24 protein-coding genes and 2 pseudogenes are annotated in these 26,523 nt (G+C 68.7%); 16 read left to right on the top strand and 10 right to left on the bottom strand.

Going from position 1 to position 26,523, the window contains the following annotated elements; translation table 11 throughout:
- Positions 1-40 precede the first annotated feature (40 nt).
- From LI336_RS01620 to LI336_RS01610, 3 genes are all read left to right on the top strand, one after another.
- Positions 41-781, top strand: coding sequence for a fumarylacetoacetate hydrolase family protein (locus LI336_RS01620; RefSeq protein WP_227130876.1), 741 nt, complete (start codon positions 41-43; stop codon positions 779-781).
- 88 nt (positions 782-869) lie between these two features.
- On the top strand, positions 870-1,406 hold the full coding sequence (locus tag LI336_RS01615; RefSeq protein WP_227130875.1) for a twin-arginine translocation signal domain-containing protein: 537 nt from the start codon (positions 870-872) through the stop codon (positions 1,404-1,406).
- Positions 1,403-3,034, top strand: coding sequence for a GMC family oxidoreductase (locus LI336_RS01610; RefSeq protein WP_227130874.1), 1,632 nt, complete (start codon positions 1,403-1,405; stop codon positions 3,032-3,034). The genes LI336_RS01615 and LI336_RS01610 overlap by 4 nt, the downstream gene beginning before the upstream one ends.
- A 9-nt stretch (positions 3,035-3,043) precedes the next feature.
- Here LI336_RS01610 and LI336_RS01605 read toward each other — a convergent pair whose 3' ends face one another.
- Positions 3,044-3,928, bottom strand: a complete 885-nt coding sequence (locus LI336_RS01605) for a mechanosensitive ion channel family protein (RefSeq protein WP_227130873.1) — start codon at positions 3,926-3,928, stop codon at positions 3,044-3,046.
- Positions 3,922-5,028 (bottom strand): hypothetical protein, encoded by a 1,107-nt coding sequence (locus LI336_RS01600; RefSeq protein ID WP_227130872.1) that lies wholly within the window; start codon positions 5,026-5,028, stop codon positions 3,922-3,924. Before LI336_RS01600 ends, LI336_RS01605 begins: the two co-directional genes overlap by 7 nt.
- A gap of 308 nt (positions 5,029-5,336) precedes the next feature.
- On the opposite strand from LI336_RS01600, the gene hflX reads away from it, so the two are divergent.
- From hflX to LI336_RS01580, 4 genes are all read left to right on the top strand, one after another.
- Complete coding sequence (gene hflX / locus LI336_RS01595) at positions 5,337-6,635, top strand: GTPase HflX (RefSeq protein WP_227130871.1); 1,299 nt, start codon at positions 5,337-5,339, stop codon at positions 6,633-6,635.
- Between the two features lie 298 nt (positions 6,636-6,933).
- On the top strand, positions 6,934-8,052 hold the full coding sequence (gene hisC, locus LI336_RS01590; RefSeq protein WP_227130870.1) for a histidinol-phosphate transaminase: 1,119 nt from the start codon (positions 6,934-6,936) through the stop codon (positions 8,050-8,052).
- Positions 8,049-8,630, top strand: a complete 582-nt coding sequence (locus tag LI336_RS01585; protein WP_227130869.1) for an adenylate kinase family protein — start codon at positions 8,049-8,051, stop codon at positions 8,628-8,630. The genes hisC and LI336_RS01585 overlap by 4 nt, the downstream gene beginning before the upstream one ends.
- Before the next feature lie 13 nt (positions 8,631-8,643).
- Positions 8,644-9,264, top strand: coding sequence for a CDP-alcohol phosphatidyltransferase family protein (locus LI336_RS01580; RefSeq protein WP_227130868.1), 621 nt, complete (start codon positions 8,644-8,646; stop codon positions 9,262-9,264).
- Between the two features lie 54 nt (positions 9,265-9,318).
- Here LI336_RS01580 and LI336_RS20545 read toward each other — a convergent pair.
- Positions 9,319-9,378 (bottom strand): annotated as a pseudogene (locus LI336_RS20545) (DUF8138 family protein); the annotation flags it as partial.
- Here LI336_RS20545 and LI336_RS01575 point away from each other — a divergent pair.
- The 3 genes from LI336_RS01575 to LI336_RS01565 all read left to right on the top strand — a co-directional run bounded on the left by LI336_RS01575 (position 9,362) and on the right by LI336_RS01565 (position 12,028).
- Complete coding sequence (locus tag LI336_RS01575) at positions 9,362-9,847, top strand: multiprotein bridging factor aMBF1 (RefSeq protein WP_497007368.1); 486 nt, start codon at positions 9,362-9,364, stop codon at positions 9,845-9,847. The pseudogene LI336_RS20545 and the gene LI336_RS01575 sit on opposite strands and share 17 nt — an antisense overlap.
- A gap of 94 nt (positions 9,848-9,941) precedes the next feature.
- Positions 9,942-10,901: a cell division protein CdpA domain-containing protein gene (locus LI336_RS01570; RefSeq protein ID WP_227130866.1), complete on the top strand. Its 960-nt coding sequence runs from the start codon at positions 9,942-9,944 to the stop codon at positions 10,899-10,901.
- 101 nt (positions 10,902-11,002) lie between these two features.
- On the top strand, positions 11,003-12,028 hold the full coding sequence (locus LI336_RS01565; protein WP_227130865.1) for a disk-shape morphogenesis protein volactin: 1,026 nt from the start codon (positions 11,003-11,005) through the stop codon (positions 12,026-12,028).
- Positions 12,029-12,369: 341 nt separating this feature from the next.
- On the opposite strand, the gene LI336_RS01560 is transcribed toward LI336_RS01565, so the two are convergent.
- Positions 12,370-13,077 (bottom strand): TFIIB-type zinc ribbon-containing protein, encoded by a 708-nt coding sequence (locus LI336_RS01560; RefSeq protein WP_227130864.1) that lies wholly within the window; start codon positions 13,075-13,077, stop codon positions 12,370-12,372.
- Between the two features lie 137 nt (positions 13,078-13,214).
- Between LI336_RS01560 and LI336_RS01555 the strand changes: the two genes are divergently transcribed.
- Entirely contained in the window at positions 13,215-13,619 is a 405-nt protein-coding gene (locus tag LI336_RS01555) for a DUF7961 family protein (protein ID WP_227130863.1), read from the top strand.
- Between the two features lie 7 nt (positions 13,620-13,626).
- Positions 13,627-14,262: an METTL5 family protein gene (locus tag LI336_RS01550; protein ID WP_227130862.1), complete on the top strand. Its 636-nt coding sequence runs from the start codon at positions 13,627-13,629 to the stop codon at positions 14,260-14,262.
- 33 nt (positions 14,263-14,295) lie between these two features.
- Here LI336_RS01550 and LI336_RS01545 read toward each other — a convergent pair whose 3' ends face one another.
- Together LI336_RS01545 and LI336_RS01540 are read right to left on the bottom strand one after the other, a co-directional pair.
- Positions 14,296-15,975, bottom strand: coding sequence for a rhomboid family intramembrane serine protease (locus tag LI336_RS01545; RefSeq protein ID WP_227130861.1), 1,680 nt, complete (start codon positions 15,973-15,975; stop codon positions 14,296-14,298).
- Between the two features lie 157 nt (positions 15,976-16,132).
- Positions 16,133-16,966: an MBL fold metallo-hydrolase gene (locus LI336_RS01540; protein WP_227130860.1), complete on the bottom strand. Its 834-nt coding sequence runs from the start codon at positions 16,964-16,966 to the stop codon at positions 16,133-16,135.
- A gap of 337 nt (positions 16,967-17,303) precedes the next feature.
- On the opposite strand from LI336_RS01540, the gene LI336_RS01535 reads away from it, so the two are divergent.
- The 4 genes from LI336_RS01535 (at position 17,304) to LI336_RS01520 (ending at position 22,825) form a co-directional block, all read left to right on the top strand.
- Positions 17,304-19,166 (top strand): midas domain-containing protein, encoded by a 1,863-nt coding sequence (locus LI336_RS01535; protein ID WP_227130859.1) that lies wholly within the window; start codon positions 17,304-17,306, stop codon positions 19,164-19,166.
- Positions 19,167-19,264: 98 nt separating this feature from the next.
- The gene (locus LI336_RS01530; protein WP_227130858.1) at positions 19,265-20,170 is read left to right on the top strand and encodes a phosphoribosyltransferase HisG-related protein; all 906 of its coding nucleotides are present in this window, start codon (positions 19,265-19,267) and stop codon (positions 20,168-20,170) included.
- A 1,156-nt stretch (positions 20,171-21,326) separates the two neighbouring features.
- Positions 21,327-21,758: a DUF5805 domain-containing protein gene (locus LI336_RS01525; protein WP_227130857.1), complete on the top strand. Its 432-nt coding sequence runs from the start codon at positions 21,327-21,329 to the stop codon at positions 21,756-21,758.
- The gene (locus LI336_RS01520) at positions 21,755-22,825 is read left to right on the top strand and encodes a tyrosine-type recombinase/integrase (protein WP_227130856.1); all 1,071 of its coding nucleotides are present in this window, start codon (positions 21,755-21,757) and stop codon (positions 22,823-22,825) included. Before LI336_RS01525 ends, LI336_RS01520 begins: the two co-directional genes overlap by 4 nt.
- A gap of 206 nt (positions 22,826-23,031) precedes the next feature.
- Here LI336_RS01520 and LI336_RS01515 read toward each other — a convergent pair whose 3' ends face one another.
- From LI336_RS01515 to btuC, 4 genes and pseudogenes are all read right to left on the bottom strand, one after another.
- The gene (locus tag LI336_RS01515) at positions 23,032-23,997 is read right to left on the bottom strand and encodes a DUF7537 family lipoprotein (protein ID WP_227130855.1); all 966 of its coding nucleotides are present in this window, start codon (positions 23,995-23,997) and stop codon (positions 23,032-23,034) included.
- Positions 23,998-24,103: 106 nt separating this feature from the next.
- Positions 24,104-24,619, bottom strand: a complete 516-nt coding sequence (locus LI336_RS20540) for a hypothetical protein (RefSeq protein WP_497007367.1) — start codon at positions 24,617-24,619, stop codon at positions 24,104-24,106.
- A 12-nt stretch (positions 24,620-24,631) separates the two neighbouring features.
- A pseudogene (locus LI336_RS20535) lies at positions 24,632-25,378 on the bottom strand (heme ABC transporter ATP-binding protein); the annotation flags it as partial.
- 46 nt (positions 25,379-25,424) lie between these two features.
- A complete protein-coding gene (gene btuC / locus LI336_RS01505) occupies positions 25,425-26,519 on the bottom strand; it encodes a vitamin B12 ABC transporter permease BtuC (protein WP_227130853.1) in 1,095 nt (364 codons plus the stop codon).
- Positions 26,520-26,523 lie beyond the last annotated feature (4 nt).

Raw genomic sequence — 26,523 nt, 5'->3', positions numbered from 1 at the left:
TTCCGGAACGCCTACGCCGGAGAGGGGCGACGCCCCGGGTATGAAGCACGTTCGATTCCGGGACCCCGCGGGCGCGGTCCGCCGCGGCGAGTACCGCGACGACGCAACCGTGGCGTTCGGCGGCGAGACGTACGACGTGGACGCGGTGGACGTGCTCGCGCCGTGCGAGCCGTCGAAGGTCGTGTGCGTCGGCCGGAACTACGTCGAGCACGCCGACGAGATGGACAACGACGTCCCCGACCGGCCGCTCCTGTTCCTCAAGCCACCGAACGCGGTCGCGAGTCACGGGAGCGACGTCACGCTCCCCGCGGGGAAGGACCGACTGGACTTCGAGGCCGAGCTCGGCGTCGTCGTCGGCGAGCAAGCCAAGCACCTGAGCGAAGCGGACGCCATGGACGCCGTCGCGGGATACACGTGCGTGAACGACGTGTCGAACCGCGACGACCAGCGCCAGGAGACGAACTGGGTGCGCGGGAAGGCGTTCGACGGCGCCGCCCCCATCGGGCCGGTCGTCGCGACGCCGGACGAGGTCCCCGAGGACGCCCACGTCCGGTCGTACCTGAACGGCGAACGCAAGCAGGACGGGTCGCTCGACCAGATGGTGTTCTCGGTGCCCGAATTGCTCGCGGAGATCACGACGTACGTGACGCTCGAACCGGGTGACGTCGTCGCGACCGGGACGCCCGCTGGCGTCGGCCGCCTCAGCGACGGCGACGACGTCCGCGTCGAGGTCGAGGGCGTCGGCGCGCTCGAACACACCGTCTCGATACCGGACGTCTGAGGCGGGTTCGAGAGCCGGTTGTCCTCTCGGCCGGTGGCGGTCGCGAGTGACAAGACTCAAGTTTTAGGTTTGCCTAAGACGCGTGAACATGGAGTTGACGCGCCGGGACGCGATGGGGGCACTCGCGGCCGCTGGCGTCGCCGTCGGTGCCGGCGTCGTCGCGGACCGCTTCGCCGGGACCGAGGAGACCGTCGAGTTCGACGAGCACGCGCTCGCGACGACCGTCGCCGTCGGTCGCGCCGTCTACCCGAGCGAGGTCGAGAACGTCGAGTCGTTCGTCCGCACGTACGCGCTGTCGCGGAGCGAGGGCGACGAGGACTACCGCACGGGGATGGCGGACGCGGTCGCCGCGCTCGACGAGTACACGCAGGAATGGTACGACAGCGACTACGTCGACCTGGGGTCCGAGGCGGCCGAGACCGCCCTCTACGAGATGGGCGTGGACGTCGAAGAGCCCGACCCCGAGGGCGTCGAGGCCGAGCGCGTCCGGTTCTACCTCGTGAACGAACTGCTGTACGCGCTCTACACGACCGAGACCGGCGGGCGACTCGTTGGCCTGGAGAACCCACAGGGGTTCCCCGGCGGCACCGACAGCTACCAGCGCGCTCCAGGCACGAACCGATGACCGCGAACCAGTCCGACGGTGGCGTGGGCGACGGCCGCGACCGGTCGGCGAGCGACCGCGTCGACGTCTGCGTCGTCGGCGCCGGGCCCGCGGGCGGCCTCGTCGCGGACCGCCTCGCGAGCGCCGGCCAGGACGTCGTCGTCCTCGAGGCCGGGCCGCGGTTCGACCGCGCGGACCGCATCGAGCGCGTCGAGCGCGACGTCCGCCCGAGCTATCACCCGCACGAGGTCTGGGACATGGGCGGCGAGCGCGACGCGTACACGTCCAGTGGCGACCGCGGGTACCCGCTGAACGCGGCGCGCGTGAAGGGCGTCGGTGGTACCACGCTGCACTGGCAGGGGATGGTGTTCCGCCTGCACGAGGGCGACTTCGACGAGCACGCGCGCGCCGCCGGCGTCGACCCGTGGCCCATCGCGTACGACGACCTCCGGCCGTACTACGCGAGCGCGGAGGACGAGTTCGGCGTCGCCGGCACCGCCGGCGACAATCCCTTCGCGCCACCGCGCGAGGAACCGTACCCGATGCCGGGGTTCCCGCCGAGCTACTCGGACTCGCTGTTCGCCGAGGCCTGCGACGCGCTCGACGTCACGATGCACACCGTCCCGAACGCGCGGAACTCCGAACGTCGCGACGGCCGCTCGGCCTGCCAGGGCTGGGGGACGTGCAAGCCCGTGTGTCCGAGCGGCGCGAAGTACGACGCGACCGTGCACGTCGGGCGCGCCGAAGCGGAGGGGGCGCGCGTCGTCGACCACGCGCCCGTCCAGCGGCTCGAACACGACCGCGCCGGCGACGCCGTCACGGCCGCCGTGTACGCGACGCCCGACGGCGAGGAGCACCGACAGGAAGCCCGCGAGTTCGTGCTCGCCGCCGGCGGCGTCGAGATACCCCGGCTCCTCCTGCTCTCGGCGACCGAAACGTACCCGCGGGGGCTCGCGAACTCCTCGAACCTCGTCGGGAAGTACTTCCACGACCACCTGTTCGCCGGCATGGGCGGCCGATTCGACGAACCCACCAGGCAGAACCACGTCGGGTTCCTGACGAGCGAATCCCACCAGTTCTACGACGACGTCACCGACGAACGCGGGCCGTTCAAACTCGAGTTCCTGAACTACGCCGGCCCCAGTCCCGTCGAACTCGCACTCGGCGCGGACAGCTTCGGCGACGACCTCCTCGACGAACTCCGCGGCGCGTACGGGAACGCCATCGCGATGGGTGGCCTCGCCGCTCAGGCCCCACGGAAGGAGAACTACGTCTCGCTCGACTCCTCGACGACCGACGACCACGGCAACCCCGTCCCCGACGTCCACTGGTCGCTCGACGACCGGACGCGAGCGACGCTGCGCGCCGCCAACGACCGCCAGCGCGAGATACTGGCCGAACTCGGCGTCGACATCCAGTGGACCGTCGGCCCCGAGAACACCGGCCCCGCCTTCCACCACATGGGCACCACGAAGATGAGCGCCGACCCCGAGAACGGCGTCGTCGACCCGCAACTCCGCACGCACGACCTCTCGAACCTCTCCATCGCCTCCTCCTCGACGTTCACGTACGGCGGCGCGCTCAACCCGACGCTCACCATCGCCGCACTCGCACTCAAGTGCGCCGACCACGTCCACGAACGCCTCTGAACAGTCGATTCAGTCGACGCCAGGATGATCTATCTCGCCGGCGACGCCCGAAGGCACCTTCGGGGATTCGATGCCCTCGCGGTCGAACGCGGCGAGTGCGCGCTTCGTGACGTCGGTCCTGAACGGGAACTCGTTCCGGAGGTCGTTCACGTACGCCTTCCCCGTTATCTTCCGGTAGTGGACGTCGTCGTCGAGGAGGACCTCGTGGGGGAGGTCGTCGGTGACGTACACGTACTGGCTCGTGAGCATCGCCTCCTCGACGAGTTCCCTGGCTCGCGCCGCGTCCGACTCGGGGTCGACGTAGAACTCGACGGTGACGAGCATCTCCGCCGCGCCCGCGTTCCCGTTCGCGATGGACTCGTTGAAGAACAGGTAGTTCGGGACCGTCACGAGGTTGTCGTTCGGCGTGACGAGACTCGTCGACCGCAGGCCGATGTCGACGACCTCGCCGTAGTACTCGCCGATGGCGACCTTGTCCCCGATCTGGTACGGTTGCTCGGCGACGAGGACGAGGCCGCCGACGAGGTCCGCGAGCAGGTCCTTCAGGCCGAAGCCGACCGCGGCACCCATGACGCCCGAGAGCGCCAGCAGTTGGTTCTCGGTGAGGTCGAACAGCAGCGAGAACGCGAAGTACACCGCCGTCCCGTATATCGCGAGCTTGAAGACCGGGATGAGGACGGTGACGCGGAAGCGCGCGGCGACGAACCGGTCGGCGACGCCCGAGAGGAGCGTGCTCGTGAGCTTCGCGAGCAGGTACGCGAACACGAGGATGGGGACGGCCTCCAGGAGGAGATTCCAGTTGATGGCTTCGAAGACGTTCGGGTCCGACGAGGGCGTCGTCTGCGCGACCGCGCCCAGAACGCTCGTCGCGAGGCCTCGGGCCGGTGCTACCACAGCAACCGCCTCCCTTCGAGGTGCTCGACCGCGGCGTGGAAGCGCTCGGGTGCGACCGACACCACGTCCACGCGCTCGCTCGACGAACCCGCGCCGTCGCCGTCCGCGACCGTACGCTCGCCATCGACTTCCGCGTCGTCGGTGTCGTCGCGGGAACGCGGACGCGCGTCGCGTTCCAGTTCGACGAGTCCCTGATGTTCGAGCGCCTGCACGGCCTGTGGGACGTTCACGTCCGGGAGTATCTCGCCCAGCGTCGGCATCGCGAGCCGTTCGTTCGACAGCACGCTCGTGAGCGTCATCGCCTCGTCGTCGTCCAGGTTCAGCGGCGCGTCGCGGCCGTCGAGGAACGCGGGCGACATCTCACCGTCCCGCACGGCGCGATCCCAGAGCGCGAGCGCGACGCCCGGATTCCCCTCCGCGAGCCGTGCGAGCTTCTCGTAGACGACGCGCTCCGTCTCGCCGTACTCCTCGCCCATGTCCCGCGCGGTCAGGTACTCGACGTTCAGCGTCGGCACCGGCACCGACACCTCGCGGCCCGCGACGTCGACGCTCGCCCGGTCGAAGTCGACGGTCTTCACGCGACCGTGGCCGTCGCTCTCGACGAACGTCGGCGGGTCGTCGACGTGCTCGCGAACGAGCGCCGAGATGGCCTCCGGTTCGAGCCGCGGCACGTCCACCTGCACGGGGAACGCGCGGTCGACGTCCCTGACCGCGGCGAGGTAATCCCACGCCCACCGGTTCCACGCCGTCACGAACAACGCGTCGGCGTTCGCGATGCGGTCGAGGAACGCGTCGAGGACGTCGAACCCACCGATGCGGCGCGAGTACAGGTAGTGACAGCCCGCCACGACCACGACCTCCCGGTTCGGGAACTCGAGCGCCGCCGGGTCGGTCACGAGCGACTCGAACGAGACGTGTCCCGCCGCGGCCCCGAACTGGTCCTCCGCGTACTCCAGGAGGACGTCCCGGCCGGCGTATGGCTCCGCGATGACGGCGACGTTCGCGACCGACCCCTCCAGGTGACTCGCGACCGCGTCCTCGATGGTCGCGAGCTGGCTCCCCAACCCCGCGGCCGCCAGGTCCGCAACGGTCAGCGCCACGTACTCACCCTCATTCGAGCGAGACCAACGCACCACCGTGCCAAGTCCCTTTCGTCCGACACGACCCGTCGCGGAAACGACCACCCACCGTCGCCATGGACGACAACCACCCACACAGCAGCCCAAGGACTATACCCGCTCGTCTCCGAGATTATCGTATGGAGACCCTTTCTCGTCCCCGCTGACCGGGGACCGAGCGCGGGCTCGTTCCCGGTGGCTTCGCGTCGGTACCGCCACTGGACCGCCCGACCCGACCGAACGCAGTCGCCGCGACCCGCCCGTGGCGTCACGTCGGTCGACCACACCACATGCAGGATTCACAGTCACGACTCGCCGGCGGTAGCGCCATCGTCGTCGCGCGCGCCGCCGACGAACGACCGGACACGACGGAGATCGAACGTCTCGCCGACGCCGCTGGCTACGCGGTCGTCGACGCAGTAACCCAGCAGCGACGCGAGGACCCAGGCACCTGGGTCGGCCGTGGGAAGGCCGCGGAACTCGCCGAGCGCGCTCGCGAACTCGACGTCGACGTCGTCGTCTTCGACGGCGGCCTCGACCCCGGCCAGTACGCGGACCTCGTCGACCTCCTCCCGGACGGCGTCGAGCCCGTGGACCGCTATCGGCTCGTGCTCGACGTGTTCGCCGAGGGAACCGGGGACAAGCGCGCCGCACTGCAGGTGGAGGCGGCGCGGCTCGCGTACATGCTCCCGCGACTCCGCCGGATCACGAAGGTCTCCCAGCTCTCGAAGGCCGTCGAGAAGGGGAACCCGATACTGGACGTCGAGGACCGCATCGACCGCATCGAGAACGAGCTCGCGGCAATCGCGGAGACCGCCGCCGAACGACGGGAGGGGCGCCGCGAGGCCGGTCAGGGGCTCGTCGCCATCGCGGGCTACACGAACGCGGGGAAGACGACGCTCCTCCACCGGCTCGCCGACGACATGAGCGTCAACGACGCTGACCCCGACCACGCCGACCTCACCGATTCGACGCCCATCGAGGACCGGTTGTTCGCGACGCTCGAGACGGTCACGCGCCGCGGGACCCTCGACGGGTTCGGCGTCTGCTACACGGACACCGTCGGGTTCGTGGACGCGCTCCCGCACGACCTCGTCGAGTCGTTCAGCGCGACCATCGACGAGGCCGCGGCCGCGGACGTCACGCTCCTCGTCGTCGACGCGACCGACGACCCCGAGCGCCTCGGGGAGAAGGTCCGGACGTCCGTCGACGCCATCGGCGAGACCGAGGGCCCGGTCGTCGGCGTCCTGAACAAGGTCGACGCGGTCGTGGGTGACGGGGATGCCGACGACGACGGCCTCCGCGAGCGACGGGACGTGCTCGCGGAGGTCGTGGACGACGTCGTCGCAGTCAGTGCGCTCGCCGACGACGGCATCGACACTCTCCGCGACCGCGTCCGCGAGGCGCTGCCGACGGAGACCGCGACCCTCTCCCTCCCGAACGACGGCGACGGGCAACGCACGCTCTCGTGGCTCTACGACCACGCCAGCGTCGACGACGTCGCGTACGGCGAGGACGTCACCGTGACGGTGACCGCGCGACCGTCGGTCCTGGAGCGGGCCCGCGCGAAGATCGCGGACGGCCGCTAGTTCGCCGTACGCGGCGCTTCTAGCAGGCCGTCGCTGAGTTTTTCGGGTGAAACGCTCGACGACGACTCGGGTGCAAATCCCTCGATTCTGTATAGCGATATGTGGTTTGTGCGGTCCGTCTCGACCGCGTCCGTACGTCAGCTAGTTGACCAGAAAGCACGTGTCGAAGGGCCGAAACCCGGGTCGAGCCCCCGGGGAGGCGGATCGAACCCTCGGGAAGCCGGGCCGAGCCGGCCGGTGTCCAGCGCGAGCCGTCGCTTTGACAACGCTCAAGGGCCGCGGGGACGCGGTTTCGAGCATGCAACCACGGGACCTCTCCACTCACGTCCCCTACGAGGCCGGACGCGGCATCGAGGAGGTCGCCCGGGAACTCGGCATGAACCCCGGCGATCTCGTCAAGCTCGCGTCGAACGAGAACCCATTCGGACCACCCGACGCGGCCGTCGACGCCATCCAGCACGCCGCCGAGAACGCGTCGTCGTACCCGAAGGCAGCACACACCGACCTCACCGACGCGCTCGCGGACCGACACGGCGTGGACCCGGCGCAGGTCTGGCTCGCGAACGGCGGCGACGGCGCGCTCGACTACCTCGCGCGAGCGGCGCTCGAACCCGACGACGAGGTGCTCGTCCCCGACCCCGGGTTCGCGTACTACGAGATGAGTGCGCGCTTCCACCACGGGGCCGTGAACCGCTACGACCTGTCGCGTCCCGAGTTCGCGCAGGACGCCGACGTCGTTTGCAGCCAGTACGACGGCGAACGCGTCGTCTACCTCACGAGCCCCCACAATCCGACGGGGAGCGTGTTCTCGCTCGACGACGTCGTCGAGATCGCCGACCGCACCGACGAGGAGACGCTCGTCGTCGTCGACGAGGCGTACGCGGAGTACGCGGACGTCCAGTCGGGCGTCTCGCTGCTCGGTGGTGACGGCGCGGACGACCACGCGTTCGCGGAGCGCGACGACGTCGCCCTCCTCCGGACGTTCTCGAAGGCGTTCGGGCTCGCCGGCGTCCGCCTCGGTTACGCGGTCGTCCCCGAGGCGTGGGCCGACGCGTACGCGAGGGTGAACACGCCGTTCGCCGCGAGCGAACTGGCGTGTCGCGCTGGACTCGCCGCGCTCGACGCGGACGACCACGTCGAGAAGAGCGTCGAGACGGCGCGCTGGGCGCGCGAGTACCTCCGCGACGAACTCGACGCACCGGTCTGGGCGAGCCAGGGGAACTTCGTGCTCGTCGACGTCAGCGACGCGCGCGGCGCAGAGAGCGCCGACGCAGTGGCGAGCGACCTCCAGGAGCGTGGCGTCATCGTCCGTGACTGTACGAGCTTCGGACTCCCCGGTTGCATCCGCGTCACGTGCGGCACGGAAGCGGGGACCGAGCGCGCCGTCGACGCCATCAACGAGGTGCTCGCCGCGTGACCACCAACGGTCCGCTCCGCGTCGCCGTCACCGGAACGCCCGGCACCGGGAAGACGACCGCGACCGACCGGCTCCGCGACCGCTTCGACGCGGGCGGATTCAGCGAGCTGGGGGTCGATTCCGTGGACGTCGTCCACCTGAACGACGTCGTCCAGGACGAGGAGCTGTACGACGACGTCGACGAGGCTCGCGACAGCGTCGTCGTCGACCTCGACGCGCTCGGCGCGTGGGTCGACGAGTACGTCGCCGAAGCCGACGCGAGCGTCGTCGTGCTCGACTCGCACCTCGCGCACCACCTGGCCGCCGACCGCGTCGTCGTCCTGCGATGTCACCCCGAGACGCTCGAAGCCCGCCTCACCGACCGCGGAGAACCCGCCGCGAAGGCCGCGGAGAACGCGGAGAGCGAGGCGCTCGACGTCGTCCTCGGCGAGAGCGTCGACGCGCACGGGACCGAGGCCGTGTACGAGGTCGCGACGACCGACCGCGACCCCGACGCCGTCGCCGACGCCATCGCGGCCGTCCTCGCGGGCAACCGCGAACCGAGCGCGGGCACGGTCGACTACATCGAGTACCTATGACCCACGCCCATCCATGACCCTCGACCAGCTCCGTCCCCGGATCTCGGGGTTGCTCGACCCGTGGGTTCGCGCCGCGAACGCGCTCGGGATGAGTCCCGACGGCGTCAGCGTCGTCGCGTTCGCGCTCGCGCTCGCCGCAGGCGGTCTCTACGCGTACGCCGGCCCCGCCGTCGGCGACGTCAGCATCCTGTACGCCGTCGGCGCGGTCTGCGTCGCGTTCAACGGCTGGCTCGACATCGTCGACGGCGCACTCGCCCGCGAACAGGACGTCGCCAGCGAGGGCGGCGACCTGCTCGACCACGTCCTCGACCGGTACGCGGACGTCGCCATCATCGTCGGCCTCGCCGCCGGCATCGGCCGGTACGACCTCGGCCTCGCCGCCGTCACCGGCGTCCTCCTCACGTCGTACCTCGGGACGCAAGCGCAAGCCGTCGGTCTCGACCGCGTGTACGCCGGCGTCCTCGGTCGCGCCGACCGCCTCGCGCTCGCCGGCGCCGTCGGCGTCGCCGTCGTCATCTACCCGACGGAACTCCTCGGGCTGACGCTCGTCGGATGGCTGCTCGTCGTCTTCGCCGTCGTCGGTCACGTCACCGCCGTCCAGCGGTTCTGGGGCGCCTGGTCGCGGCTGGACTGAGGACGCGGGGGGCACATGTTTTATACGCGGCCGGGAGAAAGGCTAGGTTATGGTTCAGTGCGAGATGTGTGGTGCCGAAACGTCGGACCCGAAGACGGTGAAGGTCGAAGGCGCCGAACTCGACGTGTGTTCGGAGTGCGCCGACTTCGGAACGGAAGTGAAGAGTCAGAAGCAATCGAGCACGTCCACGAAGTACTCCACGAGCTCCTCGTCCTCGAGCTCGTCCTCGTCGAGCGGTCGGTCGTCGGGGAGTTCCTCGTCGTCGGGCGGGAGTACGCGACGTCGGGACATGTTCGACGACATGGGCGAGCTCGCCCAGGACTACGACGAACGGATACGTCAAGCCCGCGAGAAGAAAGGGATGAGTCAGGCCGATCTCGCGAACGAGCTCAACGAGAAGGCGAGTCTCATCCGGAAGTTAGAGCGCGGTGACACGCTCCCGAGCGACAAGGTCCAGTCGAAGCTCGAGCGCGAACTCGGCATCGACCTCGACGCCGGCGGGTCTTCCGGTGACGACGAGGACTGGAGCGGCGGGTCGTCCACGAAGACGACGCTCGGCGACGTCGTGAAACGCAAGGACTGAAACTCGGCGACAGCGAGACGTCTGACGCCGTCTTTTTTCAAGTAACAAACTGTTAACCAAACAATCATGGCAGTGGGGGGTTTAGGCATAGGCAATGCCTACCGAGGACCCAGCGGAGGGCGAGTCCGGTGTCGAAGTCCCGGACAACGTCCTCTACGACCTCTACGAGAAATACATCGGCGAACCGGAGGAGGACACGGACGTCTACCTCGGGTTCGGCCTATTCTTCACCGGCGTCGGGATGGCCGCCCTCGCACTCCTGTTGAGCGTGGTTACGTTCGGCGTACTCGAGTACAATACCGCTCCGTTCTGGCAGTGGTCTGAAGCGGCCTACGCCGTGGGGATGCTCGCGCTGCCGACGCTGATAACTGGCGTCGTCGTTCTCCTGCCAGTCGAGGAGCGGGCCGTGTACGCCGCTGGTGGCGGTGCGGCGATCAACGTCCTCGCTGTCGCACTGTTCGTCTCCGCCTACCCGGGGTCCTGGAACGAAGGCGGGCTGGGAACCACGCTCGGCGTCATCGGCCTGTACGCCGTCGGGTTGGTGCTCGTCGTCGGGTCGACGGGGGCGGCGCTCGTCGCGGACCAACTGGAGCGCTACCAGCAGCCGGGGCCGGCGGACATCCAGCCGATGGAGGAGGACGAGGACGAGGGCGAGTCCATCTCGGATGCGGAGATCGAGGCGGACATCGAGGACGCGATGTCCGGCGTCGACCTGTCCTGGGGTGGTGTCGAGCGCTCGCAGAACCGCAACCTGAGCTTCAGCGAGGACGCGGACATGGAGGGAACGACGCTCGCGGGAGGGGCAGCGAAGACGACGCGGTCGTCGGGCGTCGACTCGCAACTCAACTCGCTGAAGGCGATGAAGGGCGGGGAGAAGAAGACGGCGCGGTCGGAGTCGACGGTCGACGACCAGACGGCGAAGCTCAAGGAGTTGCGCGAGCGCCGGGAGCGCGAACAGGCCGAGAAGGACGCGACGGCCGGTAGCTCGAGGTCGCTCGGTGGCCGACGTGACGGTCTGTGGACGCGTTTGAAGCGCGCGCTCGGCCTCGGTTGAGCGCCCGCTCGCACTTCAATTAGGAACCCGTTAATACTAACACGTTACGTGATGAAATAATTTCACATAGTTTTATTATCCGATGGGGTACATGGGCAAATATGGCTAAAGGCCTAGACGTCGGCACGATGAACATCCTGTCCGCACAACAGGATGGTAGCGATACCGTATTCGTCCAGCAGCGGAACTCCTTCGTGGAAATCGAGTACTCCGATATGGCCGAGCAGATGCTCAGTCGCTCGGAAGTCCTCCACATCCGCAAGGACGACAAGGTGTACGTCGTGGGTGACGACGCACTGAACTTTGCAAATATCTTCAACAAGAACACCCGACGCCCGATGAAGCACGGGATCCTCTCCAGCCAGGAGAAGTCCGCGATCCCGATGATGAAGCTCATCATCGAGCAGGTCGTCGGCGAACCGAGCTATCCCGACGAGAAGCTGTACTTCTCCGTCCCGGCGGACCCGATCGACTCCGAGCTCTCGACGCTCTACCACCAGAAGACCATCGAGAGCTTCCTCGACAACATGGGGTACGACGCCGAACCCATCAACGAGGGGATGGCCGTCATCTACAGCGAGCTCGCTGACAACAACTTCACTGGCCTCGGCATCAGCTTCGGCGCGGGCATGACGAACGTCTGTCTCGCGTACTACGCGGTCCCGGTCATGAAGTTCTCCGTCGCTCGCGGTGGCGACTGGGTCGACGAGCAGGCCGCGCAGGCGACCGGCACGCCCGTGGACAAGGTCACGAGCGTCAAGGAGAGCGACTTCGAGCTCGACTTCACCACCGACGTCGGTGGCGTCGAGGGCGCACTCAGTATCTACTACGAGAACCTGCTCGACTACGTCATCCAGAACGTCGTCAAGGAGGTCGACGAGGAGGACATCGAGGAGGGTCTCGACGTTCCGGTCGTCGTCACGGGTGGCACGTCGAGCCCGAACGGGTTCGAGGCGCTGTTCCGCGACCACCTCGAGGACGCGAACATCCCGTTCTCGATCAGTGGCGTCCATCACGCGAGCGAGCCCCTGTACTCGGTCGCCCGTGGTGGCCTCGTCGCTGCACGCTCCGACGAGGACGTCGACGAGCCCGAGGAAGAGGCGGAAGCGGCTGCAGCGGACGAGTAACGTCACGACACCCGGCTTCGTGTCCGACGACTCGGTCGGTCGTGACGCTCCAGTTGACGCGGTGTCGCCGTCGGTCACCTCGTTTTTTCGCGTGCTCGACGCTGGACGGGGGAGCGACGCGTGCGGTCGCCGGTTCCGTGACGAACGTAAACTGGCTGGCGTCTGGTCGCGTTGCTGTTTGGTGCGTGCCGAGAGGCGTGGCCGACTCGGTGAGCAGGTGCAGGGCTCGGTGAGCAGGTGCAGGGCTCGGTGAACAGGTGCGGGATTCGCCTGGCTGGTGGCGTCGAGCAGTTGCGGCTGTCGGGGACGATGCGGTCGCGAGAAGGGTGCTCGGGGACGGGTCAGGCGGCTTCCGCGGTGGCGTCCTCGTCGACGCTGTCGGTGTCGGGGTCCGTGTCGTCGTCGTCGGTCGTCCTCGGTTCGGTGTCGTCCGTGGGTCGGTCGTCGCCGTCGTCCGCGTTCTCGTCCTCGACGTCGGCGGAGTCCTCGGCGTACGCCTCGCCGGCGTCCTCGTCGATGGACGCGGACTCGACCTCGTCGTCGTCGGCTGCGGTGCTTTCGGCCTCGTCCGATTCCTCGGCTTGGTCCGCGCCGGAGGGGTCGCTCGTCGGTGAAGCGTCGTCCTCGCTGGTGTCGGCCGCGTCCTTCGTCTCGTCCTCGGCGGCCTCGTCGCTCTGGCGTTCCGTTTCGGGGTCGCCGGCCTCGTCTTCGGCGTGCGCGTCGGGGTCAGCGTGGTCGGCGTCCGTGTCTGCTGGGGTGTCGCCGGGGACGCGTTCCACGTGCGGTTTCGGGTCTGATTCGGGCGCGTCGTCCGGGATGGATACGTTGTCCCGTATGCGTTCGAGGTTCCGGACGGCGTTCTCGGAGCCGTCGCGTGCGAACTTCGATTCGAACCGAGAGATGGCGTCGTGCCAGGATTCGAGTGTCGCGGGTTTGCTTCGGTGCTCGACGTCGACGCCGACCCACCCGCAGGCGTCGCAGCCGTAGGCCTCCCCGTCCGCGAGGGCGTAGTGGCTCAGCGACGAGCCACAGCGTGGGCAATCTTTCATACAGGAACTGCTTAACCCGCAATAATAAGTGTGTTCCATTCTCTCATGGGTCGGTAATCCGTAACTGACCCGTCCGCTGTATTACTACTGGACATAAACAAAAGCTTTTGTATTCCCAGTATGTATTCGTTGGTACGATGAGCGCGACTCCCTCGCCGAACGTCGAACGGACCATCGAACGCTGCCGACCGGAGGACGTCACCCCGATCCAGGTCGACGCCGACACGCTCGAATCGACGGCTCCGGAGTACCTCCGGGACCTCAAGCGCGAACTCGCCACCGAAGGCTACTCGCCGTCGACGCTGGCCGTCCGCGCACGGTTCGAGGACGACTGCTCGCTCGCCACCCAGGAGGAGGCCGACCGCATCCGCGGGCACGTCCGCGCCGCCGCGTTCCTCGGCGCCGCGAGCGTCCGCGTCACGTGCGAGTCCGTCCCGAACGAGGAGAAGGTCCGCCCCGCACTCGCGGCGTGCGCCGAACGCGCCCGCCGCGAAGGCCTGGCGTTCGAACTCGACGCACCCATCACGCTCGACGCCGAATAGGCACCCGATGCCAACACGTCGCGCGCTCGCCCGCCGCCTCGGCGTCGTCGAGGACTTCCAGAACCCGAGTCCGGCGCTCGAACAGTACGCGACCTCGGCGGAGGTCGCCGCGTCCCTCGTGCACGTCGCCGACCAGCGCGGCGACCTCGTCGACGACGACGGGGGCGCGACGGTCCTCGACCTCGGCACCGGGACCGGGATGCTCGCGCTCGCCGCCGCACTCCGCGGTCCCCGTCGCGTCGTCGGCGTCGACGTCGACCCTGCCCCGCTCCGGACCGCTCGCGAGAACGCCGCCCGCGTCGGCGCGACCACGGACGTCGAGTGGGTCGTCGGCGACGCCACCGACCTCCCGCTCGCGTTCGACGACCGCGTCGTCGTCCTCTCGAACCCACCGTTCGGCGCGCAGGACGGGAACGAGCACGCCGACCGCGCGTTCCTCGACCAGGTCCGCGACGTCGCGAACGTCTCATACACCGTCCACAACGCCGGCAGCGAGGAGTTCGTTCGCGCGTACGCCGCGGACGCCGACGCGACCGTCACCGACGCGTTCGCCGTCGAGCTCGACGTCGACAACCAGTTCGACTTCCACGACCACGACACCGCAGCCATCGACGCCGAAGCCTACCGCATCGAGTGGACGTGACCCGTCGCCGCGGGCGTTCGGCACCCGTGACCGCTACCGGTTCCGGCCGTACTTCTCCTTCGTGAACACCTTCACGCGCGTCTCGTTGACGACCGCGTAGACGTGCCGGCCTTCGCGCTCGAACGAGATGCCCGCGACGGTCGCGTTCCCGCCCTCGGACGGCATCGTCGTGCGAGCGAGCGTCGCGTTGTTCCGCGAGACGACGATGGCGAACCCGGTCTCGGTGGCGGCGACGCTCACGTTCTTCCCGTCGAGGACCGGGTCTGCGGTCGCCGCGTCGGCGGTGAACGCGAGGTTCGCGGACTCGTTCGGGCGCTGCAGCCACACCTTGTACGTCGTCGGCCCGCCATTGGCGGACCAGCCGCGTCGGATCGCCCACACCGAGTCGCGCCAGCTGACGCCACCGACGTCGACCTGTCGCGACCCGCCGAACGCGAGCTGGCCCTTCGAGACGGCGGGATACCAGACGCTGCGGCGTTCGCTCACGACGATGACGCCGGACGCGGTCACGTTCTCCGTCGGCAGTTCGACGAACGGAACGTCGACCGCGGAGACGAGCGTGTACTCGGTGCCTTCGGCGTACGTCACCGTGTAGTCCCGGACCTCCACGGGGTTCTCGCCGGGGATGCTCGACGCCTGCGTGGTGTTCAGTTTCGTCGGGAGTGCCATCCCGGCGACCACCGCGAACGTGACGACGAGCGCGGCGAGCGCGACGGTCCGCCACGCCGACCCGGTGCCTTCGAGGAGCCGAAGCGGGTTCGCGCTCCCGTCGCCGCGGCTGGCGACCGCGCCCGCGACGAGCACCGCGAGCACGAACACGGCGACGAGCCCGGGGGCGCGGAACAACACGAAGCGGTCGCTGCTCTCGATGAAGTAGATCGCCCACAGCGACTTCGAGACGCCGAAGAACAGCACTGCGACGTAGAGCCGGAGCGCGCTCGGGCCTTCGCTGCGGCGACTGAACACGACCGCGGCGGCGACGATACCGAGCAGGAGGCCGAGCGCGTGCCCCTGGATGGCGATGCCAGCCCACCACGGTGGCGAGGGCGGCGACGGCGTGACCTGCGCGGTGACGATGGGGTTCTGGAGCGCGCTGTAGAACACGCTCGCGACGCTCTGCCCGCCGAGCGCGAGCACGATGGTCGTCATCGGGTAGCGGACGAGCGCGAACCCGGCGAGCGCGAACACGACCCCCGAGAACCCGATGACGGGGCCGAGCCCGAACGCGGCGAGCGCGACGCCGCCGACGAGCGCCGCGGCCGGAACGAACAGGAACGCCCGCACGAACGGGTTCGTGGTGAGTGACGTGAACGACTGCGACCCGCGTTTGTCGGGGAAGTGCCCGTACGCGTACTCGGCGACGGACCCGAACAGGAGCGTTCCGATGAGGTTCCCGACCAGATGCCCGGGGCCGACGTGCGTGAACGACGCGAACGCGACGCCCGTCGGGTAGAACCACGACCACGACCGGAACGGGATGGTGACGGGGTCACGCCACTGCGCGAACCCGTCCTGGACGACGAGGTACGCGAGCAGCACGAGGGTCGCCGTGACGAGCGTCCCCCACGGAACGCCCATGACGAGTCGCGAGCGAAGCGCGTGCCCCCACGCGCCGTCGGGGTCGTCGATGCGCGCGATGGCGTACAGCGACCCCGCGAGCGTGAGGACGACGGCGACGACGAATGCTGGCCCGAGCCAGGCGGCCGAGAGCATACCGGAGCCGTAGGCGTCGAAGGCTAAAAGTACTGCCCGCGGCGCCGCCGACGGGACCCACTCGTCCTCGATCGTCCGGGCTCGCGCTGGCGCGAGAAACGGTCGACTAGACCCGCCGTGTGGCTCTCAGAGGTCGATTATACCCGCCGTGAAGCGCTTAGAGGTCGATGCGGTCGCCGATCTCGACGATCTCGAGTCGCTCGGGGTGCTCGAAGGAGTTCGCGTGCTTGTGGAGGACCGTCGGGTCGCCGGTGAGTCCCTTCCACATGTCCCAGTGACTGGGGAGGAGTCGGTCGAACTGGAGGTCGTTCGCCGCTTCTATCACCTGGTTCTCGTCGTTGTACCAGCGCGTGCGCTTCGGTTCGCGCGTCTCCTTGTCCGGGACGTTCCCGACGGTCCCGAACGCCAGGACGCCGAGGTCGATGTCGTACTCGCGGCCGATGCGCGCGAACTCGTCGCTGGGTTTGGTGTCGCCGCCGTGGAAGAACGTGCCGGCGTCGTGCTCGAACACGTAACTCACGGGCTGGGTCGCGTCGGGGTCGTACGCGGCCTCGACGTGCACGGTGAACTCGCCGACGTCGAACGAATCGCCGACGGCGACCTCCTCGAACTGGTCGTCGTCGACGTCGTAGTTCGCGGGCCAGTCCTCGTCCTCGCGGGCGACCGCGAGGCTGTCGGCGGGCGCGTGCAGGCTCGCGCCGGTGTTCGCGAGGATCGGTGCCTGCGAGGGGCCGTGGACGTGGTCGGTGTGTTCGTGGGTCGCCAGGACGGCGTCGGCCGCGTCGACGTCCTCGGGGTCGAACGGCACTGGAATCATCCGTATCGTCCGCGGCGGGTCGCCGAGGCCGACGTACGGGTCGACGAAGACCGTCGTCCCCTCGCTGCCCTTGATGACGAAGCCGTTACAGCCGAGGTACCACACTGCGACGCCGTCGGGGTCCGCGGCCGCGACCGCTCGCGGCAGCCAGTCACCCCAGTCGCTTTCGCTCATACACGCTGGTGTGCGTGGCCACGGCAAGAGCGTTGGGACTCCCGCACGACGCGAGCCGTCCGAAAGAACTCGGGGGTGGGAAGGCTGCGGGAAGGTGACCAGGCGACCCGTCGAGTAGTGGGTGGATGGTTGGGGTCGTCGACGAGTCGCCGGACTCGGCATCGGCTCGCGCTCGATGCGTCCGTCGGCTCGTACGCATTGACCACGTGCAGCACGCTACTGCATCCGCGAATCGTGTCCGTATTCGGATAAAAGAGCGGCCTGGCAGGACAGGTGTGCGCGAACAGTCGACGGAACCCCCGTTTCCTTTATGGTCGTGCTGTGGATACGGAGGGGTATGAGTAGTCAGGTCGACCCGGACGACACGGTGGCGGTGTCCGCTGATGGCATTGCCGTCGAGAAGTCGTTCGCGGCAGACGAGTTCCCCGTCCCCGCGATCCGGTTCGCTATCACGTCGAATCGCGACGAGGCGGTCACAGTACGCTTGCACGAGGACATCCCCGCGGACTTCCCGATGGACGGCGTCGGGTTCCACCCGGATTACGACAGCGACAACTGGACCGCGTTCCAGGACCACCACGTCGAGTACGAGCGAACGCTCGACCCGGGCGAGGAGGTCGTCACCGTCTACGGCATCCGTATCGAGTCCCAGAGCGACGTCCCGCAGTTCCTCACCGAACCACAGGTCACCGAGGTCGATACCGACGGTGACGCCGACGGCGAGGAAACCGGTGCCGACGACAACACCATCGACGACATCGTGAACGACGACTCGAACCAGGTCGTCAAGGACATGATCTCGGGGAAGAGCGATGGCGTCCCCGGACTCGACGACGAGGACGCGGCGGAGGACGACGCCGACGACGACGGGTCCGCGATCGACCTCGACCTCGGGAGCGCGGAGGCGGAACTCGGCGCGGACGACGCGGCCGACAGCGACGACGAGGACGACGAGACGGACGCCGACGACGGGCCGGAGATCGAGCTGAACATCGACGAGCCGGACGCAGCGACCGAGGACGAGAGCGAGGACGAACCAGCGGCCGAACCCGTCGACGCGGACGTCGAGACGGACGAGGACGCGGTCGACGCCGACGACGACGCTACCGGTGACACCGACGAACAGGTCGACGCCGGCGCAGCCGAAGACGATGATACCGACGAACAGGTCGACGCCGGCGCAGCCGAAGACGGCGACGACGAGGCCATCGCCGAGGCCGAAGCGTCGGACGCGGGGTCCGACGTGGACGCGGCACCAGACGTCGACGCGACCGACGCGAGCGATCAGGACGAGGAACCGACCGACGTCGACGAGGATGGGGCCGATATCGACGAGGCTGCGACCGACGTCGACGAATCCGACGTGGTCGCGGCGCTTGCCGCTGCGGTCCGCGACGACGACGTCGACGACGAGGACCTCGCCGTCATCCAGGACGCCATCGCACCCGCCACGGACGACGGCTCTGACGCAGAGGCGGCGGACGCTGGTATCGACGCGGACGACGTGGTCGCATCGGGGAACGTCGCCGCGGCACTCGCGGACGAACTCGACGACGGAACCGCCGAAGCCGACACCCGCAACCGCCTGCAGGACGCGCTCGACGTGGAGCCGCCGGCGACCGACGTCGCGAAGGTCGAGCACCTCCAGTCGCGCGTGGAGGAACTCGCGGCGTACACGACCGCACTCGAGGAGTTCCTCGACGAGGAAGGCACCGCCAACCAGCTTCTCGAGGAGTACAACGAGGAGGTGTCCGCGCTCCGCGACGACCTCCAGTCCGTGCAGTCCGCGGTCGGCGAGCACGACGAGGTCATCGAGGGTATCGAGGCGGACGTCGACGAACTCGGCGACGAGAGCGCCGAAGCGCACGACCGCATCAACGCACTCGAGACGGACGTCACCGCACTCGAGGACGACCTCGAGAGCACCGCCAGCGACCTCGAGTCGACGGCCGAGGCCCTGGAAGCGACCACGGACGACCTCGAAGCGGACGTCGACTCGGTCGCCGACGACGTGGAGACGCTGGAGACGACCGTCGACGAGCACGTCGAGCAGTTCACGACGCGCGTCGACGACGTGGAGGCTGACGTCACCGACCTCGACGAGGACGTGACCGAACTCCGCGACGACGTCGACGCCATCGAGGAGGACGTCACGGAGATCCAGGAGTGGCGCGACCAGCTCGGCGAGATGTTCTCCTGAGTACCGGGCCCTCTCACACGGGACCGGCTCGTCCCGGGCGTTCGGCGTGCGCGCTGGAAACGCAATCTGTTTACAATGGAGACGAGAGTTTTCGAGTGATGACAGCGACCGTCTCCGTCGCGGTTCCGCGCAAAGGCCGGCCACTGGAGGCCGTCCTGGAGCGGCTCGCGGCCCGCACCGGCGATACGGACCTCGCCGACGACGTGATCTCGACGCTTCGCTACGAGAAAGCGATCACGAAGGGCTCGAAGCGAGAGCATCGGGACGTGTACCAGCGGTTGCGTGCGTACAGCGACATCGACGACGCGAGTGCGCCGGAGTACACGCTCCTCCGGGACGACCGCGAGGGGTTCCCGCGGCGCGTCGTGTTCGACAGCGTCACGTTCGCAAGCGAGGACGTCGACATCCATCTCGTCGGTCGCGAGGAGCCGTTCCGCGCGCTCCGGACGCACTCGTTCGCGCTCGGGTTCGATAGCGCGGACCTCGTCCTGGAGGAGGTCGTCGGCCTCACGCCGGACCCGCTCGAGGATCTGGCGGGCGTGAACGAGCGCATCGATCCGCACGACACGGACGTCCGGGTCGTCACGGGTCTCGGCGACACCGTCTACCACACGTTGATGGCGACGCAGGAGGCGATCGAGGCGTCGCCGCGGTCGACGCTCGACCGCGAGTTCGTCGCGGCCCACGAGGGCGAGCTCTGCATCTCGCCGCGCTACGAGCGCCTCGTCGAGGCGGTGCTCGGGACGGACGCGGTCGAGGACGTCGCGTTCACGTACGCGGAGGACGGTCGCGAGGAGGAGGCTGCGATCGCGGACTCGGGCGTCGGCGTCTACCTGACGATGAGCGGGTCGACGGCGCGGGACCACGGACTGGAGCTCGGTGAGCGGTTGTTCCCGAGCGAGACGGTGCTGATGTCGAACACCGCGGAGATCGACGACGCGGCAGAACGCGCCATCTCGCTGTTCGAATCGGCGGAGCTGGACTCCGAGCTCGTCGTTCAGTAGGCTCGTTTCTCCGTCGGTCCTCGTTCGCCACGACCACCGCGTTCAGTATAGCGACATGGGATTCATGAGTTCGTTCTCGGACGTCTCGAGGTCGAGCTGGGCCAGCGCCAGACTACCTGCCACCGCCAGGAACGCCTGAGCGGCCGCTGAGGCGCGTTCGGCAGCGAAGAAGGGAGATGGCGGCGAATGGTGGCCAGATGCCGTCCACGAACGCATACCGGGCGCGCTGCTGGGGAGAGAGGACGAAAGCGCGGCCAGGTTCGATAGCAGCCCCGTACGGTAGACGAGGCGTGCGACAGGTATGGCCGCGACATGGCGAGCCGACCGTTCGAGGCGGCAGGCCCTGTGGCCCAGGTACCGCCACTGCTTCGACCAGCCAGCCTCTTGTGCTCGCTCGAACCAGCGGAGAACCGGCGTCCAGACAGCACGCCTGACGACGCCAGCGAGACCGTCCGGCTGACGGCACTCCATCGTCGTCGTCCGATGGCCGACCGATCGCGCGGGAGCGCTCTGCCAGCAGCTAGCCCGGGCGGGCTACCAGCACCCACCGCCGACGACCCTCAGCGACCGCGAGGTCGACGCGACCCTGGACCGCGTCCCTCGCGAGTGACCCGCCTGCGACAGCACAATATGGCAGGATACGTAACAGAGCGGAGGCTGCGTTCGGTGAACCGTAGCGACAGTCCCCACCAGAAACTGTTTCCGTAGGAACGACAGGATGAGATATATGCATCCGAACCAATAGCACCACATTGCGAAAATTGCAGTACTATAAAAGCGGATATACGGTCTGAGTGTGCAAGTGAGAAGTCCTATCGCGTTGGATAAGGTCTTTTATCTTCTCCTGTGGGATTAGATACTTGTGGGTGGGGCGAGAGCGTTCGAGCGTGACCGAATGCGACGACGTTCACCGGTGGTGGGTAGAAATACCAGAAAACGAACATACGTCGAGGAGGGTGTTGTCGGCGGTCCACGACCGGGTTCGACGGGGCGATTTGACGTTCGAGGGTCGGCTCCGTCTCGGAGGCGTCGAGAGCGGGGATCTCGGGGGTCGAAAGGGTCGCTCGAGCCCGGGGTCGTGGAGCCCCGTCTTCGGGGTCCGAACCCCAGGGGTTGCGGGCTCGAAACCGGGTTCGATTCTGGGGGGTGTGCGACGGTGAGCGAACCCGACGTCGAGCGTGCGGTGGTGAAGACGTACGTCCCGGCCTACCAGAAGGACGCCTGGGTCGAGCACGCCGACCGACTCGACATGAGCCAGAGCGAGTTCGTCCGGACGATGGTGCAGGCTGGCCGCCGCGACTTCACCGTCGATGGCTCCCCGGCGGCAGCCGACCACCCGTCGACTCCTGGCCCGGACCGCACTGGCTCGGGGAACGATGCCGAGGACGATGCGAGCGACGCCCGCAGCGAGTTCGAGGACCGCGTGTACGCACTCCTTCAAGAGGAGACGCGGTCCTGGGACGACCTCCTGGAGGCAGTGACCGACGACGTCGAGGGCCGACTCGAGGACGCCCTCCAGTCGCTGCAAGCAGCCAACAAGGTGGTGTACAGCGGCCGTAACGGCGGGTACGAGGCAATCGGGGAATGAACGAGACCGGTACCGGCCCCGACGGGCACAGCAGCGGCGAGGACCTCGTCGACCGCTACCTGGAGGACCAGCGCTTCCACGGGAAGGCCGAACGGACGCGAGCGTCCTACGAGCGCGTGCTCAGGGCGTTCGAATCGTTCCTCGCGGACCCGAACCGGGGTCCTGGCGGGCAGTCGACGACGCCGGACACGGTGGATCGCCGCGAGTGCATGGCGTGGGTGCACGCACTCCGAGATACCCACGCGCCGAGCACGGTGGCGTCGTACGCCTCCTACGTCCATCGGTTCTACGCGTACATGACGCAGGTCGGCGAGCTCGACGAGAACCCGATGGCGCTCGTCGTCGAGGAGATGGACGAGGCGATCGACCCGGACCCGACCCGACGGGACGTCTCCCTCGACGAGATGCGGGCGTTCGTCGCGACCGTCACGCATCCGCTCGAACGTGCGGTAATCGTGACGCTGCTGAAGACGGGGATGCGTGTCGGCGAGTGCTGTAACCTCGACCTCCGGGACCTCCAGCTCCCGGATTCACGGGCGAGGGCAGCGTTCGACGTCGATTCGCGCGTTCACCTGGACGGTCGTGGGCCGTCGCTGTACGTCTCCGCTGAGCCGTCGCGGGGCGCGGTCGTGAACGGCGAGGAGCGATACGAATCGAACAAGCGCAAGCGCGACACGGTCGTGCCGGTTGACGACGAACTTCGGACGGTCCTCGAGGCGTGGCTCGCGGTTCGCCCGGACGCCCGGTCGGACGCCGAACCGTTGTTCGTGGACACGAGCGAGGAGTGGGGCGAGCGACTGCGTGCGAGTGGCGTCCGGTCGTTCGTCACCCGGCATGCTCGCGACGCCGGCTGGTATCGGACGGGCGGCGGGGCGAGCGAGAACGTCACCCCGCACTACTTCCGGCACTTCTTCACGACGCACCTCCGGGACCGGACGGGCGACCGCGGGGTCGTCAAGTACCTCCGTGGGGACGTCGCGAGCGACGTCATCGACACCTACACGCACGACTGGGGTTCGCGCATCGCGGACGTCTACGACCACCACATTTACTCGATGTTAGAGTAATCTGGGCGGCTGAGGTACCCCACGTAAATCACATCCCGCTATACGAAACCAGTGAGTTCTGGTGCGGAGCGTGAATGCGTGATTTCGAACGACTGAGCCGGTCCAGAGCCCGGTTCCGCGATGGGTCGAGCGGGGAGGACGCTCGAAGGAAGATGTATGGGGACCACGTGGACGCCATCAGGCGAGCGTGGAGTTCCCGGAGTGCGTCAGGCCGAACGTGCGACCCGTGCTGCCGTTTCCGCCACACCGCCGGATTCGGTGGGCATCGTCGCGGTGGTGTGCTGGAGGTGTGAGGTCGTCGGTCCGGCCTGGGCCTGCTGCGTGCGTTCGGACTCGTTACCCTGGGCTCCCGGTACCCAATCGGGTCGGTCGACCGTGGCGCGGCCGACGCCGTGGAACTGGACGCGCGTCGTCGACTGCAGCTCTCGGCCGTCCTCGACGAACGTCCGTTCGAGACTGTACTCGATGATGCGGCCTTCCTCGGTGACGATGAGCGTGAGCGACACGTCGACGGTCCTGTCACCGAACGCGTTCGGAGTCGCCGTCTCGTTCGCCACGACCCTGAAAACGGGTTCGTTGACCCCGCTCGGGACGGTATCGAGCGCGGTCACGTCCGTGACGTTCGTCGCGACGAGGCCGGCCTCGATGAGGCCGGGGGCGGCGCGAACCGACACCTCGGTCGGCGGCACGGGGTCGCCTGTCGGCGAACGCAGGAGGCGGACCGTCGGGTCGTCGCGGTCGTCGAGCGCCTGGCGCTGCCAGACCGCGGACCCGTTCGCGTACAGTTCTCGATGCGCGGTCCGATTCCGGAGCGTCGACCGTCTGTCCTGGACGTACGTCGTCCGATTCGGGCCGAACGTCGTCGTCCACCGGTCGCTCGTGAGCACCGTGCCGTTCGCGTACCGTTGGACGTGATCGTACTGGACGGTGTACGAGAGGCCTTCGAGCGTCCGGTAGTGTGCCTCGACGAGGTCGAACGCTCCGGGCGCGGTGTTGCCCACGGGGTCGAACGCGATGACCGGTGGTCGGTCGGCCGACGACTTGGTGGTCGTCGTTCCCGTCGGTTCGTCGACGTCGAAGGGGTCGCGCGTCGTCGCGACGTCGCCGAACGACGAGCAGCCGGCGAGGACGACGACCGCGAGCACGGCGAGGACCACTGTCGTCCGAGTCACATCACGTACTCCGGCGTCCACGTAAATCACGTTTCGGTGTATGGAACTCGAGGATGCACTCGCGGTCGGTCGACGAGTCCGCGGGCGTCGGGACGGCGACGGCCGCTCAGTCGTCGGTCGTCCGCGGGTCGGAGACGTCCCGTCGGTCGACGGGTGGGTCTTCGGGACCGAAGGAGAGTGACCTCGGAACGCCCTCGTCCGCGGTGGCGTTCCCCCGGACGCCGTCGGCGACGAGACCGGGGACATCTTCGAGCGCGACGCGGTCCCCGGGGTCGACCGCGTCAGGGAGCGTCGCGTCGCGCGTCGCGTAGGTGGGCATCGAGTCGGGGAGGGCGTGGAGGGCGGCGGCGGGAACGGTTCCGGCGGCGACGGCGACCGCGGCTGGCCCGGCGAGGTCCCCGACGGCGCGGGCGGTCTCGTCGTCGACGCCCTGGAACGCGGGGACGGTGACGGCGTCGGCGTCGACGCCACTCGCGGCGGTCGCGACCGCGTCACCCTCCGGGACCGGGCCGGCGGTGACGGTCCCGCCCGCGGCCGCGAGCGTGGTGACGACGCGGCCGGCTTGCGCGCCGGTGCCGACGACGTGGACGTGCGCGTCGAGCGACCACGCGGGCGCCGACAGCGGCGTGACGGCGGGCGTGCCCGTGACGGGGTCGTCGACGACCGCCGCGTCCGCGTCGAACGCGTCCGCGACCGTCGCACGCTCCAGGACGCGCTCGGGTGGGCCGGCGGCGACGACGCCGCCGTCGGCGAGCAGGACGAGGCGGTCGCAGTACCGGGCGGCGAGACTCAGGTCGTGGATGGCGGCGACCGCCGTGCGACCGTCCTCGACGAGGTCGGCGACGAGGTCGAGCGTCCGAACCTGATGGTTGACGTCGAGGCTCGCCGTCGGTTCGTCGAGCAGGAGCACGGGCGCCTCCTGGGCGAGTGCGCGAGCGAGCACGACGCGCTGGCGTTCGCCACCACTCACTGCGGTGATGGCCTTCTCGGCGAACTGGGCGACCTCGGTGCGGTCCATCGCGCGGTCGACGACGTCGTGGTCCTCGCTCGACGCGCGGTCGAACCGTCCGCGGTGTGGCGTGCGTCCCATCGCGACGACGTCGCGCACCGAGAAGTCGAACGCGAGCTGGGTGTCCTGTGGGACGACCGCGATGCGGCGACTGGCCTCGCGTGCTCCGAGACTCCCGACCGCGTCGCCGTCGACGGTGACGACGCCGTCGTCCGGGGAGAGGACGCCCGAGAGGCACCTGAGGAGCGTCGTCTTCCCGGCGCCGTTCGGGCCGACGAGCCCGACGAACTCGCCGTCGTCGACCGCCATCGAGACGTCGTCGAGGACGTGCGTGCCGCCGAGGGAGACGGTGAGGTCTTCGACCCGGATCATCGTGGTTGGCTCCCGCGCGAGTCGTGCGTTCGCTGCGTGCGTGCGGTCATAGTTCGTGTACCTCGCGGCGACGCAGGAGGAAGAGGAAGAACGGTGCGCCGACGGCGGCGGTGACGACGCCGACGGGGAGGGTCGCGGCGGTCGAGCGCGCGAGCGTGTCGGTGGCGACGAGGAAGATGCCGCCGGCGAGCGCGCTCGTCGGGAGGAGGACGCGGTGGTCGGGGCCGACGACGAGCCGGAGGACGTGCGGGACGACGAGGCCGACGAACCCGATGACGCCCGCGACGGCGACGGCGGCGGCGGTGACGACGCTCCCGACCGCGAGCAGGACGCGCTTGGTGCGTTCGACCTCGATGCCGAGGGTGCGGGCGTCCTCCTCGCCTAGGAGGAGGACGTTCAGGTCGCGCGTGAACGGGAGGAGCGCGGCGAAGAGGACGAGGACGACGGGCGTGGCGACGGCGACGTCGCCCCAGGCGGCGTTGTTGAGGTCGCCCATGAGCCAGTAGATTGCCCGGCGGATGCTCTCGCCGCTGTGGACGAGGAGGAAGGAGACGACGGCGCCGAGGAACGTCTGGACGGCGACGCCCGCGAGCAGGAGCGTGGCGACGGGCGTCCGGCCGCCTTCGGTCGCGATGGCGTACACGAGGAACGCGGCGACGATGGCGCCGACGAACGCGGCGGTCTGGATGCCGACGCCCTTCGGGACGCCGAGCGGGCCGGTGACGGCGACGACGACGCCGGGGGCGGTGATGGCGGCGACGGCGCCGAGCGCGGCGCCCGAGGAGACGCCGACGATGCTCGGGTCCGCCATGGGGTTCCGGAAGAACCCCTGCATGACGGTGCCGGCGGCGGCGAGCGCGAATCCGACGACGGCGGCGAGAACGATGCGGGGTGCGCGGACGCCGACGACGATGAGCTGGTGGGTCTGGGCGACGTCGAAGCTGAACGGGTTCGCGAGTTCGAGGCCGAGGCCGCCCTGGACGGTGACGCCGACCGGGACGGGCGTGGCGTTGAGGAGGGCCTTCGCGACGGTCGCGTACGGTATCGAGACCGGGCCGACGGTCGCGGCGCCGGCGATGGTCGCGAGGAGTGCGACCAGGAGTGCGGTCGAGTACGCGGTGGCTGTCGTCCCTGCTCGCATCGAT

This window comes from Halorubellus salinus, assembly GCF_020567525.1.
Taxonomy (GTDB): Archaea; Halobacteriota; Halobacteria; order Halobacteriales; family Natrialbaceae; genus Halorubellus; species Halorubellus salinus.
The sequence above is the reverse complement of the archived record's forward strand: the minus strand, read 5'-3'. Positions and strand labels throughout refer to the sequence as shown.